General features: G+C 71.1%; 17 protein-coding genes. 12 read left to right on the top strand and 5 right to left on the bottom strand.

The window, feature by feature from the left end:
• Positions 1-19: 19 nt before the first annotated feature.
• The 4 genes from MT346_RS10930 (at position 20) to MT346_RS10915 (ending at position 4800) form a co-directional block, all read left to right on the top strand.
• A complete protein-coding gene (locus MT346_RS10930) occupies positions 20-1144 on the top strand; it encodes a zinc-binding dehydrogenase (protein ID WP_308221892.1) in 1125 nt (374 codons plus the stop codon).
• Between the two features lie 57 nt (positions 1145-1201).
• On the top strand, positions 1202-2512 hold the full coding sequence (locus tag MT346_RS10925; protein WP_243563094.1) for an MFS transporter: 1311 nt from the start codon (positions 1202-1204) through the stop codon (positions 2510-2512).
• A gap of 69 nt (positions 2513-2581) precedes the next feature.
• Positions 2582-4324, top strand: coding sequence for a dihydroxyacetone kinase family protein (locus MT346_RS10920; RefSeq protein WP_243563093.1), 1743 nt, complete (start codon positions 2582-2584; stop codon positions 4322-4324).
• Positions 4321-4800 (top strand): ribose-5-phosphate isomerase, encoded by a 480-nt coding sequence (locus MT346_RS10915; protein ID WP_243563092.1) that lies wholly within the window; start codon positions 4321-4323, stop codon positions 4798-4800. Before MT346_RS10920 ends, MT346_RS10915 begins: the two co-directional genes overlap by 4 nt.
• A 116-nt stretch (positions 4801-4916) precedes the next feature.
• Here MT346_RS10915 and MT346_RS10910 read toward each other — a convergent pair whose 3' ends face one another.
• A complete protein-coding gene (locus MT346_RS10910) occupies positions 4917-6386 on the bottom strand; it encodes an FGGY-family carbohydrate kinase (RefSeq protein WP_243563091.1) in 1470 nt (489 codons plus the stop codon).
• Between the two features lie 147 nt (positions 6387-6533).
• Between MT346_RS10910 and MT346_RS10905 the strand changes: the two genes are divergently transcribed.
• From MT346_RS10905 to MT346_RS10895, 3 genes are read left to right on the top strand one after another with little or no spacing between them, the layout of a single operon-like run.
• Positions 6534-7613: an outer membrane lipoprotein carrier protein LolA gene (locus MT346_RS10905; protein WP_243563090.1), complete on the top strand. Its 1080-nt coding sequence runs from the start codon at positions 6534-6536 to the stop codon at positions 7611-7613.
• A 38-nt stretch (positions 7614-7651) separates the two neighbouring features.
• Entirely contained in the window at positions 7652-8596 is a 945-nt protein-coding gene (locus MT346_RS10900) for an ABC transporter ATP-binding protein (RefSeq protein ID WP_243563089.1), read from the top strand.
• Positions 8583-9533, top strand: a complete 951-nt coding sequence (locus MT346_RS10895; protein ID WP_279396954.1) for an ABC transporter permease — start codon at positions 8583-8585, stop codon at positions 9531-9533. The genes MT346_RS10900 and MT346_RS10895 overlap by 14 nt, the downstream gene beginning before the upstream one ends.
• A 58-nt stretch (positions 9534-9591) precedes the next feature.
• Here the strand turns inward: MT346_RS10895 and MT346_RS10890 are convergent, their stop codons facing one another.
• The 4 genes from MT346_RS10890 to MT346_RS10875 all read right to left on the bottom strand — a co-directional run bounded on the left by MT346_RS10890 (position 9592) and on the right by MT346_RS10875 (position 13467).
• Positions 9592-10608 carry an NADP-dependent oxidoreductase gene (locus MT346_RS10890; protein ID WP_374202525.1) on the bottom strand — a complete coding sequence of 339 codons (1017 nt, stop codon included), beginning with the start codon at positions 10606-10608 and terminating at the stop codon, positions 9592-9594.
• Positions 10609-10778: 170 nt separating this feature from the next.
• Positions 10779-11711, bottom strand: coding sequence for a metallophosphoesterase (locus MT346_RS10885; protein WP_243563087.1), 933 nt, complete (start codon positions 11709-11711; stop codon positions 10779-10781).
• A 74-nt stretch (positions 11712-11785) separates the two neighbouring features.
• Complete coding sequence (locus tag MT346_RS10880; RefSeq protein ID WP_243563086.1) at positions 11786-12148, bottom strand: L-rhamnose mutarotase; 363 nt, start codon at positions 12146-12148, stop codon at positions 11786-11788.
• Entirely contained in the window at positions 12145-13467 is a 1323-nt protein-coding gene (locus tag MT346_RS10875) for an MFS transporter (protein WP_243563085.1), read from the bottom strand. Before MT346_RS10875 ends, MT346_RS10880 begins: the two co-directional genes overlap by 4 nt.
• A gap of 453 nt (positions 13468-13920) precedes the next feature.
• On the opposite strand from MT346_RS10875, the gene MT346_RS10870 reads away from it, so the two are divergent.
• From MT346_RS10870 to MT346_RS10850, 5 genes are all read left to right on the top strand, one after another.
• Entirely contained in the window at positions 13921-14931 is a 1011-nt protein-coding gene (locus MT346_RS10870) for a LacI family DNA-binding transcriptional regulator (protein WP_243563084.1), read from the top strand.
• Positions 14932-14976: 45 nt separating this feature from the next.
• Positions 14977-16077: a LacI family DNA-binding transcriptional regulator gene (locus MT346_RS10865; RefSeq protein WP_243563083.1), complete on the top strand. Its 1101-nt coding sequence runs from the start codon at positions 14977-14979 to the stop codon at positions 16075-16077.
• Between the two features lie 462 nt (positions 16078-16539).
• Positions 16540-17865: an ABC transporter substrate-binding protein gene (locus tag MT346_RS10860; protein WP_243563082.1), complete on the top strand. Its 1326-nt coding sequence runs from the start codon at positions 16540-16542 to the stop codon at positions 17863-17865.
• Positions 17866-17945: 80 nt separating this feature from the next.
• On the top strand, positions 17946-18800 hold the full coding sequence (locus tag MT346_RS10855; protein WP_243563191.1) for a carbohydrate ABC transporter permease: 855 nt from the start codon (positions 17946-17948) through the stop codon (positions 18798-18800).
• A gap of 71 nt (positions 18801-18871) precedes the next feature.
• Positions 18872-19675 (top strand): carbohydrate ABC transporter permease, encoded by an 804-nt coding sequence (locus tag MT346_RS10850; protein ID WP_243563190.1) that lies wholly within the window; start codon positions 18872-18874, stop codon positions 19673-19675.
• Positions 19676-19688 lie beyond the last annotated feature (13 nt).

Below are 19688 nucleotides of genomic sequence, written 5' to 3'. Positions count from 1 at the left end.
CCCGATGAAGGAGCAGCTCATGTCGATGACGACGAACACCACCACCCAGACCACCTCGGCGATCCCCACGACGATGCGTGCCGTCGTCGTCCACGGCCCCGAGGACTACCGGCTCGAAGAGCGCCCCGTCCCGGTCCCCGGGCCGGGCGAACTCCTGCTGCGCACCGACGCGGTCGGCATCTGCGCGAGCGACCTGAAGTGCTACCACGGTGCCGCCAAGTTCTGGGGCGACGAGAACCGCGCCGCCTGGGCCGAGACCGACCGCATCCCCGGGCACGAGTTCGTCGGCACGATCGTCGCAGGCGACGACGACGCCCTGGCCAAGCGCAAGGTCGCCCTCGGGGACCGCATCGCCTGCGAGCAGATCGTCCCCTGCTGGGAGTGCCGCTACTGCCTCGAGGGCGCGTACTGGATGTGCAACGTCCACGACATGTTCGGCTTCAAGGGCTACGACGGCGCGATGGCCGAGTACGTCCTGGTGCCGGCGAAGGCCCTGACGCACCCCGTGTCGAGCGCGCTGCCCGGCCAGGTCGCAGCATTCGCCGAGCCCCTGTCGTGCGCCTTCCACGCCGTCGAGCGCGGGGACATCAAGTTCGGCGACACCGTGGTGATCGCCGGCGCCGGCCCGATCGGCCTGTCCGCCATCGCCGGTGCCCGGCAGAAGAACCCGCTCCGGATCATCGCGCTCGACGTCGTCGACGCCAAGCTCGACCTTGCGGAGAAGGTCGGCGCGGACATGACGATCAACATCGCCGAACACGACGCGGTGTCGATCATCAAGGAGCTGACCGACGGCTACGGCGCCGACGTCTACATCGAGGCGACCGGCCACCCCTCCGCGGTCCCCCAGGGCCTGAACCTGCTGCGCAAGCTCGGCACCTTCGTCGAGTACTCGGTCTTCAAGGACGCCGTGTCGGTCGACTGGTCGATCATCTCGGACGACAAGGAGCTCGACGTCCGCGGTGCCCACCTCGGCCCGCACACCTGGCCCGCCGCGATCAAGCTGCTCGAGGCCGAGACGCTGCCGATGGACGAGATCTGCACGCACCAGTTCCCGCTCGAGCGCTTCCAGGACGCCCTCGACCTGGTCGGCGACTCCGCCGGCGCCAGCGTCAAGGTGTCGATCATCCCCTCGATGTCCTGAGCCGACCTGACCCACCCGACCCGACCCCGACCACCCGGAACAGTCCAGGAGACGACGATGTCGACGACGACACAGCGCAGCGCTGCGCCCACAACACCCCGCCCCGAGGGCCGCCTCGACCGGATGGGCATCCCCCGTCCGCTCGCACTCGGGTTCCTCGCCGTCCTGGTCTTCATGACCGGCAACGGCGTCGAGTCGAACTTCATCACGCCCCACATGGTCGCCGTGCTCGGGTCTCCCGAGGCGACGGTGGCGACGATCGTGACGTTCTACAGCCTGGCCGCCCTGATCGGCAGCTACGTGTCGGGCGCCCTGTCCGACCTGATCGGCCCGCGCCGGGTGATGATCATCGGCTTCGCCGTCTGGGTCGTGTTCGAGGTGCTCTTCCTCATCGCGCTCGGTGTCGGCAGCGTGCCGTTCGCCGCGACCGCGTACGCCATCCGCGGCTTCGGCTACCCGCTCTTCGCGTTCGCGTTCCTGGTGTGGGTGAACATCACGACCCCCGTCGAGCGCAACGGCTCGGCCGTCGGGTGGTTCTACGTGGCCTTCACCGGTGGACTGCCGACGCTGGGCTCACTGTTCGCCATCGGGGCGATCCCGGTGTTCGGCGGTGGCACCGTGGGTGAGACCGGCGCGATGGTCGCCTCGATCGGCCTGGTCGTGATCGGGTTCCTCATCCTGCTGTTCGGCGTGCGGCTGCCCAACGGGTTCCGCCGGATCGCCCCCGAGGGCGAGAGCGCCTGGCGGGTCCTGACCAGCGGCATCCGGCTGACGGCCACACGCCCGAAGGTCCTGATGGGCTTCCTGGTCCGCCTGATCAACACCGCGCCCGAGTTCGGCATGTTCGTCGTGCTGCCCGCCGTGATCGCGAACGACCGCGGCTGGGGCCAGAGCCGGTGGCTGCTGATGACCGTGTGCGTCTACGCGACGAACATCCTGGTCAACGCGCTGTTCGGCTGGGTCGGCGACAAGATCGGCTGGCAGCGCACCGTCAAGTGGTTCGGGATCATGGGCTCGGCGATCGGGCTCGTCGCCTGGTGGTACGTCCCGCAGCTCGTCCCCGCCGGCTCGACCTGGGGCTACGTGCTCTCCGTGATCGCCGGATGCGTGTTCGGTTGCCTGCTCGCCGGCTTCGTCCCGATGGGCGCGATCATGCCGGCGCTCGCACCCGACCACAAGGGCGCGGCGATGGCGATGTACACGACGGCTGCCGGTGGGGCGGCGTTCCTCGGCACGGGTGTCGTCGCGGCGGTCTTCGCCCTGGGCGGCGGCGGCCAGGCGGTGACCTGGACCTTCGTCGGCCTGTACGCCTGCGCGTTCGTGATGATCCACTTCCTCAAGGTGCCGCAGGGCGAGCGCACGCACTGACCGACCCCGCCTGACCGTCGGCCCACCGGGCAGGCGCACACTGAACCCCGACACGACAGGACCCCGCACATGACCACGATCCACGACGACCCCGACGAGTTCGCCGAGGACCAGCTCGCCGGCTGGCTCGCGCTGTACGCCGACCGGGTGCGCGGTGTCCACGGTGGTGTCGTGGCCCTGCCGACCGAGCACGCCGAACCCCAGGTCGCGGTCGTCGTCGGCGGTGGCTCCGGCCACTACCCCGCGTTCTGCGGCGTCGTGGGCCCGGGCTTCGCCACGGGCGCGGTGGTGGGCAACGTCTTCACCTCGCCCTCGACGGCCCAGGTGTACGCGGTCGCCAAGGCCGCCGACCAGGGCCGGGGCGTCGTGCTGTCGTTCGGCAACTACGCCGGGGACACGATGAACTTCGGGCTGGCGGCCGAGCGGCTGAACGCCGAGGGCATCGACACCCGGATCGTGATCGTCACCGACGACGTCGCCAGCGCGGACGACGTGTCGAAGCGCCGTGGGATCGCCGGGGACTTCTCGGTGTTCAAGGCGATGGGTGCGGCAGCGGCCACGGGCGCGGACCTCGACCAGGTCGAACGCGTCGGCACGGCGGCGAACGCGGCGACCCGCACGATCGGGGTCGCGTTCTCGGGCTGCACGATGCCCGGGGCCACCGAGCCGCTGTTCACCGTTCCCGACGGTCACCTGGGCCTGGGGCTCGGCATCCACGGCGAGCCCGGCATCGAGGACGTCCCCCTGCTCCGCGCGACGGACCTGGCGGCGCTGCTCGTCGAGCGGCTGCTGGCCGAGCGTCCCGCGGGCGCGGGCACCCGCGTCGCGCCGATCCTGAACGGACTGGGCGACACGAAGTACGAAGAACTCTTCCTGCTCTGGGGCCGAGTGCTCCCCCTGCTGCAGGAAGCCGGGCTCGAGGTCGTGGACCCCGAGGTCGGCGAGCTCGTCACCAGTCTGGACATGGGCGGCTGCTCGCTCACCCTCCAGTGGCTCGACGACGAGCTCGAGACCCTGTGGCGCGCCGACGCGTACACGCCCGCCTACCGCAAGGTGGCGGCGCCGGTCGCGGCGCTCGTGCCGGCCGAGGCAGTGGCCGATGCCGAGACCGAGGCACTGGTCGCGCCGGACGCGACCGAGGCCTCCCGTCGGGCCGCGCAGACCGCGCGCGCCGCGATCGAGGCGATCGACGCCCTGCTCCGCGAGCACGAGGACGAGCTGGGCCGCATCGACGCGGTCGCGGGCGACGGCGACCACGGTCGCGGCATGGTCAAGGGGATCGGTTCCGCCCGCAAGGCGGTCGACCAGGTCGCCCAGGAGGCCGGGGTCGCCTTCGTCCTGGGCCGCGCCGGTGACGCGTGGGCCGAGTTCGCGGGCGGCACCTCCGGGGTGCTGTGGGGTGCGGCGCTCGAGGCCTTCGGCCGCTCGCTCGGCGACGACCGCGCCGCGATCGCGGCGAGCGACGTCGTCGATGCCGCCCAGGCCTTCGCGGACTCGATCGTGCACCTGGGCGGCGCCTCGCGCGGGGACAAGACGCTGCTCGACGCCCTGCTGCCGTTCGTCGATGCGCTGGACTCCTCGGTCAAGGCCGGTCAGTCGCTCGCTCCCGCATGGCAGGCTGCCGCGGAAGTGGCTCGTGACGAGGCACTGAAGACCGCCGACCTCACGCCGAAGGTGGGGCGTGCCCGACCGCTGGCCGAGAAGAGCCTGGGGACGCCCGACGCGGGTGCCACCTCGATGGGGATGATCCTCACGCGCGTCGGCGAGGTCCTCGCCGACCGTGCAGCAGACAAGGAAGGAACGCACGCATGACGTACCGTCTCGTGATCGGCTCGGACGACGCCGGGTTCGACTACAAGGAGATCATCAAGCAGGACCTGGAGCGCGACGACCGGGTGGCGTCCGTGGTGGACGTCGGGGTCGACGCGGACGGGCACACGGCCTACCCGCACGTCGCCCTCGACGCTGCCCGGCTCGTCGCGAACGGCGAGGCCGACCGGGCGATCCTGATCTGCGGGACCGGCCTCGGCGTCGCGATCAGCGCGAACAAGGTCCCCGGCATCCGGGCCGTCACCGCGCACGACTCGTACAGCGTCGAGCGCTCCGTGCTGTCCAACGACGCGCAGGTGCTCTGCATGGGGCAGCGCGTGATCGGCGTCGAGTTGGCCAGGCGCCTGGCGAAGGAGTGGCTCGGCTACGAGTTCGACACCTCGTCGGCGAGCGCCGAGAAGGTCGCCGCCATCTGCGAGTACGACGGCAGCGCCCCGGCCGGCGTCGACGCGCAGTAGCGCGGCTCGCCCGCCCGCCCCGGTTCGCACCCCCGTACGCACATCGCGCCCCGTTCCCTCGGGGCGCGATGTTCGCGAGGGGGCGCAACCCCGCACGAGCCCGGCGACTGACCGCGTCAGCCCCGCGCCGCCAGCCGGTGCACCACGGCCTTCGTCGCCTCGTACAGCTCGCGGTAGTCGCGGTACCCGTCCTCGTACGCCGCGTGCGCGACGGGGTCCGGCTCGATGCGCTCGGCGGGCGGGTTCCACGCGGCGATGTCGACCTTCGCGACGAGCGCCGCGGCCAGGAACGCCGACCCGTACGCGGCGCCCACGGTCACCGTCGGGATCGTCTGCGGCAGCCCCGTCACGTCCGACACGATCCGCGGCCACAACCGCCCGAGCAGCCCGCCGCCCGCACCGACCAGCTCGTCGACGGCCACCCCCGCACCGCGCAGCACCTCGACGTTGTGCCGCACGGCGAACGCGGTCGCCTCGAGCGTCGCCCGGTACAGGTCGCCCCGCGTGTGGCGCACGGTCAGTCCGGCGATGACCCCGCGTGCGTCCGGGTCCGCGATCGGCGTCCGCTCGCCCGCGAAGTACGGCAGCATCAGCAGCCCGCGCGCGCCGATCCCGGACGCGTCCGCCTCGTCGAGCATCGACCGCCAGTCACCGTCGACCAGCCGCCGGAGCCACTCGGTGATCGCCCCCGAGGTCGCCATCCCACCGGACACGCTCGGCTGCTCAGGGTGGGTGCCGACGGTGGTCCACATCCCCGGCACGGGGGTCGGCTCGGGGGTCGGCACGATCATGAACATCGTGGTGCCGTACTGCAGGAACATCCGCCCCGGCACGGACTCCCCCACGCTCACCCCTTCCGCCCAGGCGTCGATGGTGCCGGCGGTCACCGGGATGCCGGCCGGGAGGCTCGTGGCCGCGGCCGCCGCGTCGGTCACCGTCCCCGCCTGGTCGCCGGACCAGAGCAGACGCGGCATGGGCAGGCCGGGCGCCAGTCGGTCGCACCACTCCGGGATCCACGCGTTGGTGCGGACGTCGTACAGCGGGGTCGTCTGGCTGGCGGAGTGGTGGTCGAGGACGTACTCCCCCGTCAGCAGCTCGACCACGCGCGACGACGGCATCGTGAACCGTGCCGCTCGCCGCCACACCGCGGGCTCGTTGCGTGCGACCCACGCGAGCTTGGCGCCGGCGGCCTGGGTGCTCAGGGCCGAACCGCAGCGCTGCCGGATCGTGTCCTCGCCACCGAGCTCGGCGGTCAGGTCGTCGAGCATCGCCGACGTGCGGGTGTCGATGCCGTACAGCACGGCGGGGCGCAGCGGTTCGCCGGCGTCGTCGGTCAGCAGCACGCAGGGGCCGATGCCACTGACGCCCACCGACGCCACCTCGACGTCGGGTGCGATGGCCAGCAGCTCGCGCGTCAACGCGCCGAACTCGTCCCACCAGACGGCGCCGTCCATCTCGACCAGGCCCTGCTCGGGGCGGTCGACCTCGTGGTGCCGGACGACCTCGGCGACGACGTGTCCGTCGAACCGCACCAGCAGCGCCTTCGTGCTCGACGTCCCGATGTCCAGACCGAGCACTGCCCGCATGCCGTCTCCTTCGCCGCCATCCGACCCGACTCGGCCGCACACCCGAGTCTACGAAGGTCCACGGACCGCGTCGGACCCGGTCGGAGCACAGCGGACTGTCGGTTGCCGGACCTACTGTGCTCTCGACTCGAAGCAAGGGGATCCCTGATGAAGAAGTCCGCATGGCTGCCCGCCGTCATCGCACCCGTGGTCGTCGCCGGTGTGATCGCCGCTCCGGCCCTGGCCAACGCCGCCAGCACGCCGCTCGCCGGTGCGAACCCCACCGCGGCCGACGTGATCGCCAGCGTCGCGAAGTCGTCCGACGCGCAGTACTCCGGCAAGCTCGCGCAGACGAGTGACCTCGGGCTCCCCGAACTGCCGACCGGCTCGGGCGGGTCCTCGCTCGAGGGCAACGCCTCCGACGCGCTGAGCATGCTCACCCAGTCGCACACCGCCCGTGTGTACGTCGACGGCGCGTCCAAGCAGCGGATCCAGGTCACGCAGCAGCTCGCCGAACAGGACCTCGTCCGCAACGGCAGCGACGTCTGGACCTGGGACTCGAAGCAGCGCGAAGCCACGCACGTCACCCTGCCGAAGGACACCGCCAAGTCGCTGCAGAACGGCACGACCACCCCGGCCGACATCGCGAAGCAGGCCATCGACGCGATCACGCCCAGCACCACCGTCTCCAAGCCGATCAGCACCACGGTCGCCGGACAGCGCGCGTGGCAGATCACGCTGACGCCCAAGTCCTCCGACACCCTGGTTGGCCGCGTCCAGCTCGCCGTCGACCAGCAGACCGGTCTCCCGCTGCGCGCGACCGTCCTGGCGCAGGGCCAGTCCGCCCCCGCGTTCCAGGTCGGGTACACCAGCCTGTCGTACGGCGCTCCGGCCTCGCGCCTGTTCGACTTCACCCCGCCGTCGAACGCGAAGGTCACCACGAAGGACCTCTCCGGCGAAGCCGACCACGCGAAGCACCACGACGGCGCGAAGGGCCACGCGGGCGACCGCAGTGGCGCACCGACCACCACGGGCACCGGGTGGGCCACGATCGCCGAGCTCCCGGCCGGCAGCGCGGACACCAGCAGCCTCGACGCCGACGGCACCTCGCTGCTGAACCAGGTGACCCGAGCCGTCGACGGCGGCCGCGCGATCCAGACCTCGCTGGTGTCGGTGTACCTGACCGACGACGGTCGTGTCCTGGCGGGTGCCGTGCCGGTGTCGTCCCTGGTCGCCGCCGCCAAGTGAGCACGACGGCACCGACCCAACCGGACCGGTCAGTTCCCGTGACGGAGACGGACCTGGCGATCCGCACGACGGGCCTGGCGAAGGTCTTCCGGAAGCAGCGCGCGGTCGACGGCATCGACCTCGCGGTGCCCCGGGGGTCCGTCTACGGGTTCCTCGGGCCGAACGGCTCCGGCAAGACCACCACCATCCGGATGCTGCTCGGACTGTCGTCCGCCACGGGTGGCTCGATCCAGGTGCTCGGGGAGTCGATGCCGAAGGCACTGCACTCGGTGCTGCCGAAGGTGGGCGCGCTGGTCGAGGGGCCGGCGTTCTACCCGTACCTGTCCGGCCGGGCCAACCTGTCACGCTTCGACGCCGCCGACCCCACCTCGGACGCCCGCACGCGCAAGGAGCGGGTCGCCCGGGCGCTCGACCGGGTGGGGCTGACCCACGCGGCCGACAAGAAGGCGCACGCCTACTCCCTCGGCATGAAGCAACGGCTGGGTCTGGCGAACGCACTCCTGACACCGCGCGAGCTGCTCGTGCTCGACGAGCCGACGAACGGCCTCGACCCGCAGGGCACGCGCGAGGTCCGGAACCTCATCCGTTCCCTGGCCGACGACGGCACCACGGTGTTCGTCTCGAGCCACCTGCTGGCCGAGATCGAGCAGGTCTGCACCCACGCCGGGGTGATGCGCACGGGCAAGCTCGTCGCGCAGGGCACACTCGACGACCTGCGCTCGGCCGGTGCCCGCACGGTGACCGTCCGCACGCCCGACCTCGGGCAGGCCGGCTCCGTCCTGATGCGGCTCGGCCTGACCCCGCGGCACGACGGCGGCGCGGATGCACTGGTCGCCGACCTGCCGGCGACGCTGCTGACCGAGACCATCGTCACCGAACTGGTGCAGGCCGACGTCCGGGTGCGCGGGATCGCGGTCGGCGGCGGCACCCTCGAGGACCTGTTCGTGGCCCTGACCGGGGAGGGCTTCGATGTCGCTGCCTGACCCGACCAACGCGACCACGGCCTCCGGTCCGGACGGCGACGCGACGGCGCAGTCGGCCGCGCAGCAGTCGGCCGCGCAGCCGCAGCAGCAGGACGCGCCGCGAACGTCGCCGTCCCGAACCCGCACGCGCACCTTCGCCCTGCTCGGCTCCGAGCTCGCCCTCGTGTTCCGCCGCCGCCGCACGTGGGCGATGCTCGGTGCGCTGGCGCTCGTACCGGTCCTGATCGCAGTCGCGGTCCGGATCACCACGGGCGGCGACTCGGGCGGCCCCGCCTTCCTCGGCGACATCACCAACAACGGCCTGTTCGTGTCGTTCACCGCGCTGACGGTTTCGATCCCGCTGTTCCTGCCGCTCACGGTGGGGGTCGTCGCGGGCGACACCGTCGCGGGCGAGGCCAGTCACGGCACGCTCCGCTACCTGCTCGTCGCACCGACCGGGCGCCTGCGCTTCATCCTGGTCAAGTACGTCGGCGCGGTGGCGTTCTGCCTGGCGGCCACGCTCGTCATCGTGCTCGTCGGTGCCGCCATCGGGGCACTGCTGTTCCCGATCGGCCCGGTCACCCTGCTGTCGGGCACCCAGGTCGACGGGTGGTCCTACGCCGGCCGTGCCCTGCTGCTCGCGCTCTACGTCACGCTGTCGATGCTCGGGCTGTCCGCCATCGGGCTGTTCGCGTCGTCGCTGACGAACGTGCCCGTCGGCGCGATGGCGGCCACGGTCGTCCTCGCCGGGGCGTCCCAGGTGCTCGACCAGCTGCCGCAGCTCGACTGGCTGCACCCGTTCCTGTTCTCGCACCAGTGGCTCGGCTTCGGTGATCTGCTGCGCGACCCGATCGCCTTCGACTCGTTCGGCAGCAACGCCGTGCTGCAGCTCTGCTACGTCGCGGTGTTCGGCACCCTGGCGTACGGCCGGTTCGCCTCGAAGGACATCCTGAGCTGAAGCGGTGTCACGACGACGGGCCCCGGTGATCCGCCGGGGCCCGTCGTCGTGTGTGGCGCTACTCGGCCGCGGGCCGGGCGGGCGCGCCGCTCGACACGGGGTCGCGCAGGTCGCGGGACTTCTCCGACTTGTACCAGTGCAGGCGCGCACCGGTCTCGACAGGCTGCATGCCGACCACGACCTTGCCGCGCGAGTGCATCTCGGCCAGGTCCTCGTAGGCGTCGACGATGTACTCGAAGGGGTAGTACCCGGAGATGATGAACTGCACCTTGTGCCGCTGCACCAGGTCGCCGAGCGTGGTCAGCATCTCCATGGCCTCGTGGTCGTCGCCGGGAGCGCGCAGGAACCGGACCTCGAGCTCGCCCCGCTCCTGGCTCGTGACGAAGCGCTTGTCGTCGATCCCCAGGCGACGGGCGAGCTCGTTGTTCTCACCGTGCTCGCGGTTGTCGATGAAGGCCGTGATGGGGCGACCGTCGGCGATCTCGCGGATCCGGTCCTCTTCCCCTTCGCCGTAGGCCACGGGCAGCACGCCGATCTGCCGGAGCGCGTCGTGGTTGCGGGGGCTGCCGAGGCCGATGACCGTCGCGCCCGCCTCCTTGGCGAGCTGGCACTCGATGTGCCCGACGCCGCCGGCCGCCGCGCTGATCACGACGGTGTCCTGCGGGCCGAGCCGCAGCGAGCGCACGACACTGAGCGCGGTGCATCCCGCCAGGTACAGGCTGCCGGCGACCTCGAAGCTCATCGTCGACGGCTTCTTGACGGCGGCGCTGCGGGGCACGGTCACCCACGTCGCGTGCGAGCCACCGTGCGGTGCGTGCCCCATGACCTCGTCGCCGACCTTGAGGTCGCGGACGTCGGACCCGCGTGCGGCGACGACGCCGGCGAAGTCGACGCCCTGTCGCGCCGGGAACTCGAGCTGGATGGAGTCCTGCAGGCGCCCTTCACGCAGGAACCGCTCGATGTGGTTGAGGCCCGCGACGGAGACCTCGACGACGATCTCGTCCGGGCCGGGCTTCGGTCGCTCCTGGGGGACGACCTCGACGACGTCGAACCCGCCGTAGCGGGCGTACTGCACTGCGTTGCCGGTTCGCATGGCTCACTCCTGTCAGACCTTGTTGCACCCTGATACTCGCGCCGCCGTGCGACCGCCCGCGCGTCCCGGGGACTTCCCAGAGGGTCACGACGTGCCCGTGGTCGCCACGTCCGTCCTGGAGGCCCGGTGCCCGCCCGCCACGCGCGTCGCGGTCAGCGCGGGCCCACCGCCTGGATGATGCGCGCGACGGCCTGGGCGTCGTGGTGCACCGCGACCGTTCCGTCCGCCGGGGTGCGGACGTGCACGGGGGTCGACCACACCGTGCCGTCCTCGGCCAGGTCGACCACCAGCGCCCCCGTGCCGACGTGGGCGGTCTCGGTGCCGTAGGGGCCGGTGAGGTCTGTGTCGTTCGCGACCCCCGGCGCGACGAGCACCGGCACGCCACCGATGCTGCCCGCGAAGGGGTGGTGGTAGTGGCCGGCCAGGACGACCCGCACGTCGGAGCCCCGGATGGCATCGGCCAGGTCCTCGGGGTCCTGCAGCCGGAGCGCCTCGTGCAGTGCCGTCGGGGCGGGCAGCGGAGGGTGGTGCAGGACGACGACGGTGCCACGGGCGGCACCGGCCTCGCCGGCGTTCGCGTCGCTCGCCAGGGCCGTCCGCAGCCGGTTGAGCGACTCGTCCGTGAGCAGTCCGTAGCCGGCGCCCGGCACGCTGGTGTCGAGCGTCACGACGCGCCGACCGGCGACGAGTGACTGCCCCCACACCGGCACCGTGGGCGGGTGGTGCTCCATCGTGTGCATCACCGGGCGGCCGCCCTCGCCCAGGACGTGGCCGTTCGCCAGCACCTGTCGGAAGCCCGCGCGCTGGTCGTGGTTGCCCGGCACGGCGACGAGCGCGGCACCGTGCCGGGTCGCCCATCCCCCGACCCGGTCGAGCAGCGCCGTGTACGAGTCGGGCGAGCCGTCCTCGGACAGGTCGCCGGACACGACGACGAGCCCGATGCCCGGCACCTCGTCGAGTCGTGCGAGCAGGGCGTCGAGCGCGGCCGTGGTGTCGACCGTGCCCTGGTGCAGCGCTCCGTCCCCCGTCAGGTGGGTGTCGGACAGGTGCAGGATGCGGAGCGTGCCGGGCTGAGGTGTCTGCATGCGGCCCACGGTAGCCAACAGCCCGATCAGCCGGCTGAACCGTCAGTCGGCTGGGCCGTCAGCCGACCGGACCGTCAGTCGGCGGCCGCTGCCAGCTGGTCCTCGAGGTGGAACACCTCGGGCAGCACCCGCGCCGTCTGGTCCGCCCGGCCGGTGGCACCGTCGAACAGGTCCTGCATGTGCTCCTCCCACGCCGTCGCGACCTCGCTGGCAGCCAGCGACGCATCGGCGTCGGCGACCGAGTCGGTCTCGTAGTACCCGATCAGCAGGCCGTCCTCGTCGAGGAACAGCGAGTAGTTGCGTCGACCCGCCGCCGCGATGGCCCGGAGCATCGCGGGCCAGACCGCAGCGTGCCGCTCGCGGTACGCGTCCAGGTGTTCCGCGGCCACCTGCAGCCGGAAGCAGACGCGCGTGACGTGATCCGGGCCTCCCGTCATGACCGGGTCGCCGGCTCGTCCACGGTCCGGACGGTCCCGGACCTGCTCGTCACCGTGCCGTACCGCTCGGCCTCGATGTCGTCGAGGGAACGGCCACGGGTCGACGGCGCCCAGATCGTGCCGACCAGGAACGACAGCGCGAGCAGGCCCAGGATGAGTCCGCCGAGCGCCTGCAGACCGATGCCGTTCAGCAGCAGCGGGAACCAGATGCTCAGGAGACCGACCATGACCCGCGCTGCCAGGAACAGGACGCCCTGCGCGCTGGCCCGGTACCGCGTGGCGAAGAGCTCGCTCGTCCAGAGGCCGTAGAACGCCTGCGCGCCGATGCCCGACGAGATCCCCCACGCGATCGCGAAGAACAGCAGGGTGCCGAGATTGGCGGGCGCGTAGATCAGGACGGCCCACGCGATGATCGCCAGCGCGGCCCCGATGGCGTAGAGCACGCGGCGGCTCATCCGGTCGGCGAAGCGCATGAACCCGAAGTACGTCGCGGCGACCGTGCAGCCCCACACCAGGATCTGCAGCCCGTACTGCTCGGTGGTGCTCGTCACGCCCGTGGCCGAGTACACGCGCGGCTGGAAGATGCCGGCCTGCCCGGCGACGGTGTTCCAGAGCGCGTAGACGCCGAACAGGAACAGCATCGCGGTCAGGTTCACCTTGCGGCTGAACAGCTGCGTGATGCCGTGGAAGAAGTTCGCGGTGCCGGTCGCCGCTCGCTCGTCCTTCCAGATCGTGGACTCGGGCAGGCCGCGACGGAGCCACCACACGATCGCCGCGACCACGAACAGGTGGGCGAAGATCAGCCGACTGCCGAGCAGGCCGAGGGGCGCGGCGGCGATCGCCAGCGCGAACCCGACCATCGGGCCGATCGACCACGCCAGCTGCGCCGTACCGACGTGGGCGGCGCGCTTGTCGGCAGGCGCCTGCTCGGCGATGTACGTCCAGCTCGCGGGCACCCCTGCGCCGACGGCGATGCCGGTCAGGATGAACCCGACGAGCAGCATGCCGTAGCTGCCGGCGAAGACCGCCAGCAGGATGCCGAGCATGTAGAGCAGCAGGTCGTACGTGTAGATGAACTTCCGGCCGTAGCGGTCGCAGAGCGGACCGCCGACGATCGCACCCGCTGCCGCGCCGAAGGCGTTGGCCGACAGGCTCGCGAGCAGTCCGACCTGCAGGTCCCCGATGTGGAACTGGGCCTGCCACAGGCTCAGGCTCGTGGCGATCGCGATGATCGACCCGGACTCGATGTAGTTCGACATCGCCACCGAGACGGTGGCCTTCCAGCCGGTGGTGTTGCTGGCTCCGATACGGACCGCCATTGGTCCTCCGTTCGTGCGTGTTCGTCGGTGAATCGTTTCAACGGTGCTGCGAGGACGATACGCGCCCGCCGCGCGCGTCGCAAGCGGCGGTCCCGTGCGCCCGCCCGGGTGGTGCGAGGTTGCGCGACCCGTGCGGCGACGCGCCGGCCCGCCCGGGTGGTGCGAGGTTGCGCGGCCCGTGCGGCGACGCGCCGGCCCGCCCGGGTGATGCGAGGTTGCGCGGCCCGTGCCGGGCAACAACCGCGCACCGGGCCACCAGTCGCGCACGGACGAGCAAGCTCGCACGGTGCTCAGCCCGTCGACCCCGCACCGGGGCGGCACCCTCGCACCGTGCTCGAGCTGGGGACCCCGCGCGGCGCCGTCGACCCCGCACGGTGCGCGATGGCGGGGCTCACGCCGCGCCGGGACCCACCCCACGACCGCGGAACCACGTCGGGATGTCAGGATGACGGCATGACGGTGAGCGTTCGGGAGGTCGCAGCACTCGCCGGCGTGTCCCTCGGAACCGTGTCGAACGTGCTGAACCGCCCCGAGAAGGTGGCCCCTGCGACGGTCGAACGCGTGCAGAGCGCCATCGCCGAACTCGGGTTCGTCCGCAACGACTCCGCTCGCCAGCTCCGCGCCGGACGCAGCTCGACCGTGGGGCTCATCGTGCTCGACGGCGGCAACCCGTTCTTCACCGACGTCGCGCGGGGGGCCGAGGACGCCGCGATGTCCAAGGGTCTGGCGGTGCTCATCGGGAACTCGGACGAGTCCACCGACCGCGAACGCATGTACGTCGACCTGTTCGAGGAGCGCCGGGTCGCCGGGCTGCTGATCTCCCCCGCCGGCGACGACCTCGCCCGACTCGCCCGGCTGCGCGACCAGGGGACCGCCGTCGTGCTGGTCGACCGGCGCGCGGACGACGAACACTTCTCGTCGGTGTCGGTCGACGACGTCGCCGGGGGACGGATCGCCGTCGAACACCTGCTCGCCATCGGCCGACGCCGGATCGCCTACGTCGGCGGCCCGTTCGGCATCCGGCAGGTCGTCGACCGTCACGCCGGGGCACTCGCCGCCGCGATGGCCGCGGGGGCCACGCTCGAGGTGCTCACGACGACCTCGCTGTCGGTGCTCGAGGGCCGACGCGTCGGCGAAGCACTGCAGCGTCGTCCGGCGTCCGAGCGTCCCGACGCCGTGTTCGCCGCGAACGACCTGCTCGCCGTGGGGCTGGAACAGGCGTTCATCATGCGCGGCTCCGTCGCCGTACCGGACGAGATCGCCATCGTCGGGTACGACGACATCGCGTTCGCCGAGGCCGCCGTCGTGCCGCTCACGAGCGTGCGGCAGCCGGCGCAGGACCTCGGGCGGCAGGCGATCGAGCTGCTCGTGCGCCAGGTCGAACACGGCCAGGACGTCGAGCTGGAGCGCGTCGAGTTCACGCCGGAGCTGGTCGTGCGCCAGTCCACCGTCCGCGACCGCTGAGACCGCGCGACCGGACCGGGTCGACGGTCCATCTACGATCGAGGCATGGTGCAGCCCCCTCGTCGTGACGGGCCGCCGAGCGTGCACCACGTCGCTGCGCAGGCGGGCGTCTCCCTGGCCACCGTGTCGAACGTCCTGAACCACCCCGAACGTGTGCGCGAGGCCACCGCCGCCCGGGTCCACGCCGCCATCGCCGCCCTCGGCTACACCCCGAACCGGAACGCCAGGGCCCTGGTCTCCGGCAGCACACGGTCGATCGGCCTGGTGGTCTCCTCGTTGCAGAACTCCCTGTTCAGCGACCTGTTGAACGGAGCGCAGCTCGCTGCCCGCGCACGGGACTTCACGCTGCTCATCGCCAGCAGCGAGAACGACCTGCAGGCCCAGGGCGACCACCTGGCCTACCTCGAGAGCACCCGCACCTCGGGCGTCCTGCTGGCGACGATGCAGGAGTCCCGTGACCAGGTCGAACGCACCCGCCGCCACGGCCACCCGGTGGTCTACGTCAACTACGAGCCGACCGAGGTCGACGCCTGCTCGGTGGTCGTCGACAACGAGCAGGCCGGGTACATCGCCACCGAGCACCTCATCGAGCGCGGCTCGCGGCGCGTCGGCTTCGTCAGCGCCCGACCCGACCTGCAGCCCGTGTCCCGTCGACGGGCCGGGGTCCTGCGGGCGATCGCCGCGCATCCCGGAGTCACCCTGGTGGACGTCGATGCCGGCGAGATCGACCCACCGGGCGGCACCGACGCCGGCGCCCGGATCGCCCGGATGCCCGCGGACGAGCGCCCGGACGGGGTGCTGGGCGTGACGGACCTGCTCGCGATGGCCGTCGTCACCGAGCTGCGCGCCGCCGGCATCCGTGTCCCCGAGGACATCCCGGTCTCCGGCTGCGACCACAACTCCATCGCGTGGGGCGGGGCCGTCCCGCTGACGTCGGTGACGATGCACGGCGCGGACATGGGCCGGGTCGCGGTCGACCTGCTGCTGGCCGAGCTGACGGATCCGCCCGGGGAGCACGTGCACCGCACGGTCGTCCTCGGCAGCGAGCTCGTGCCGCGCGAGAGCACCCTCGGACGCCAGGCAGCGGCGGCGCACCGTGCTCGGCTGGCCGCGACTCCGACGGATCCCCGGCGTTCCGAGCCCTGACGTCAGACCGGTGACCGCGCCGGGTCACAGCACAAGCTCGCACCGTGCGCACTGCGGCGCTCCGTGTGCCGCTCGCACCGTGCGCGGTTGGCGCCCGGTGCGAGGTTCGCGGGGTGGTGCGAAGTTGTTCCCCCGCACGGGGCCGCCAACCTCGCACCGGCGGCAGACCTCGCACCGTGCGCACGCGCACCAGCGGCAGACCTCGCACGGTGCGCGCGCGCACCAGCGCGCCACCCACCGGACGGGAGGCTCGTGGTGGCCTGGCACCGAGCCTCCTGTCCGGTGGAGCGCGCGTCGCGCGCCGTCTGCAACGAATCGGACTCGGTGATTGACACGCTTCAATCCGCATGGTTCCATTCCGATTGAAACGTTCTAAACAGCATGACCGGCCACCACGACGACGCGGTGACCGGGTCCGTTTCCACCCGGGTCCCCATCCCCGGGCCTTACGAGGAGGTAAGGATGTCAGCACGTTCCCTGACCACGCGGCTGCTCGCCATCGGCGGCGCCACGGTCCTGATCGGCGGCCTGGCCGCGTGTTCGTCGGGCGGCTCCGCCGACACCGGCAGCAGCGGCGGCAAGGTCCAGATCACCTACCAGGCGGACAACTCGCCGGCCACCGCGGCCACAGCGAAGCCACTCATCGCGGCCTTCGAGAAGGCCAACCCGAACGTCACCGTCAAGTTCGACACCCGTCCGCAGGGCACCGAGGGCGACAACCTGGTCAAGACCCAGCTGTCGACCGGCGAGATGGCCGACGTGTTCAACTACAACTCGGGCTCGCTGATGCAGGCGCTCAACCCGGACAACACGCTCGTCGACCTGTCCGACCAGAGCTGGGCGAAGGACGTCGACAAGCAGTTCACGAAGGTCGTCAGCACCGACAAGGGCGTGTACGGCGCCCCGTTCGGCACGAGCTTCGGTGGCGGCGTGATGTACAACAAGAAGGTCTACGCCGACCTGGGCCTGAGCATCCCGACCACGTGGGACGAGTTCATCGCCAACAGCGAGAAGATCAAGGACGCCGGCAAGGTCGCACCGATCGTGCAGACTTACGGCGACACCTGGACCAGCCAGCTGTTCGTGCTCGGTGACTTCGCGAACATCTCCGCGCAGCAGGCCGACTGGGCGACGAAGTACACCGCCCACAAGGAGTCCTACGCGAAGGACCCGGCGTTCGCCGGCTTCGAGCACCTGGCCGAGGTCAAGGACAAGGACCTGGTCAACGAGGACTACGCGTCGGCGACCCAGGCGAACGGCCTGAAGATGCTGGCCGACGGCACCGGGGCGCAGTACCCGATGCTGACGAACGCGATCTCGACGCTGCAGCAGGACAGCCCGGACGCGGTGAACGACATCGGGGTGTTCCCGCTGCCGGCCGACACCGCCTCGGACACCCGGCTGACGATCTGGGAGCCGAACGGCCTGTACATCCCGAAGACCTCGACGGGTGACAAGCTGGCGGCGGCGAAGAAGTTCATCGCGTTCGCCAACTCGTCGGACGGCTGCAAGGTGCAGAACGACACCGGCGCCCCGGCCGGCCCGTACGTGATCAGCTCGTGCACGCTGCCCTCCTCGGTCCCGACCATCGCGACCGACGTCCAGAAGTACCTGACGGACGGCAAGGCGACGCCGGCGCTCGAGTTCCTGTCGCCCATCAAGGGACCGAACCTCGAGAAGATCTGCGTGCAGGTCGGCTCCGGGATCACCACCGCAGCGGTCGGTGCCAAGCAGTACGACCAGGACGTCGTGCAGCAGGCCCAGCAGCTCGGCATCAAGGGCTGGTGACGGCGGTGACCGCGACGCTCACGACGGCGGTGGCCCCGCCGCAGACGACGAAGTCCGGGCCGGGTCCGGCTCGCGGGAAGATGCGTTCGTTCTACCCCGCGTGGTTCTTCATCCCCGCGATCGCGCTGTACGTCGTGTTCTTCGCGGTCCCGACCTTCGCCGGGTTCTACTTCTCGCTCACACGCTGGACGCTGTTCGACCAGACCTTCATCGGCTTCGACAACTTCGCCCGGTTCTTCCAGGACCCGCAACTCGTCTCGGGGTTCATCCACACGTTCGAGTACGGGTTCGTGACGAGCGCGGCGAAGGTGGTCCTCGGACTCGCCCTCGCCCTGCTCCTCACGTCCCCGGTGCTCGGCCGCGGGTACCTGCGCGCGGTCGTGTTCTTCCCGGTGCTCGTGTCGACGATCGGCATCGGCATCACGTTCAAGGCGCTGCTCGACCCCTTCCACGGGATCGTGAACGGCCTGCTGGGATCGGTCGGCCTGCCCACCCCGGGCTGGTTGACCGACCCCGCCCTGGCACTCTGGAGCGTCGCCGCGGTCGACATCTGGAAGGGCGTCGGCATCGCGACGCTCATCTTCATCGCCGGCATCGTCGCCATCCCGCAGGAGTACTTCGAAGCGGCCCGGGTCGACGGCGCCAGCGCGTGGACGATCTTCCGGAACATCACGCTGCCGCTGTCCCGCCCCGCGATGGGCACCGTCATCATCCTGTCGCTCATCGGCGGCCTGCGGTCGTTCGACCTGATCTGGGCGATGACCGGCGGCGGACCGGGGTTCACGAGCGACGTCATCGCGAGTGTCATCTACAAGCAGTACCAGGCGGGCTTCTACGGCCTGTCGACCGCCGGCAACGTGGTCCTGTTCGTCGTCGTGACGGCGATCATGGTCCCGGTGTCGTGGCTGCTGAACCGGAAGGAGCCGGAACTGTGACCGCCGTCAGCACCCCGCGTCGGACGGCCACCCCGCGCCGGCGACGCCCCGACACGACCCGCAAGTGGGTCATCGGCATCATCGCCATCGTCGTCAGCTTCGTGGTGTTCCTGGTCCCCTTCGTGTTCGTCCTGCTGCAGGCGGCGAAGTCCCCGGCCGAGGCGAACCAGCTCGGCTTCACGCTGCCGACGCAGTGGCAGCTGTGGCAGAACCTGCAGGCGGTGTTCCAGAGCGGCGAGTCCGGCATCGTCCGGGCGTTCCTGAACAGCGCCGTGCTGACCGTCGGCAGCGTCGTGATCATGGTCGTGTTCTCGGCGATGGTCGGGTACGTGCTGCAGCGACGACCGGGACGGTGGAACGGGGTCATCAACTTCTTCGTCCTGGCCGGCCTGATCGTGCCGCCCGCGATCGTCCCGACGATCTGGGTGCTGCAGGGACTCAACCTGTTCAAGACGATGGGCGGCATGATCCTGATCGAGGCCACCTTCGGGCTGTCGTTCTGCATCCTGCTGTTCCGCGCGTTCGTCGCGACCATCCCGAAGGAGCTCGACGAGGCCGCGGTCCTGGACGGCGCCGGCCCGATCCGGCTGTTCTTCGGGGTCGTCCTGCCGCTGCTCAAGCCGGTCATCATCACGGTCGTGCTGGTGCAGTCGGTCGCGGTGTTCAACGACTTCGCCAACCCGCTGTACTTCCTGCCGGGGTCCGAGAACGCCACCGTGCAGCAGACGCTGTACGCGTTCCAGAGCCAGTCGGTCAGCCAGCTCAACCTGCTGTTCACCGACGTGCTGCTCATCACGATCCCGCCGCTCGTGCTGTACATCTTCTTCCAACGCCAGATCGTCGCCGGCATGACCAGCGGCGCCGTCAAGGGCTGAAAGGCAACCACAC

It is taken from the genome of Curtobacterium sp. VKM Ac-2922 (genome assembly GCF_022815645.1).
Taxonomy (GTDB): domain Bacteria; phylum Actinomycetota; class Actinomycetes; order Actinomycetales; family Microbacteriaceae; genus Curtobacterium.
This window is presented reverse-complemented; position numbering and strand designations above follow the sequence as displayed.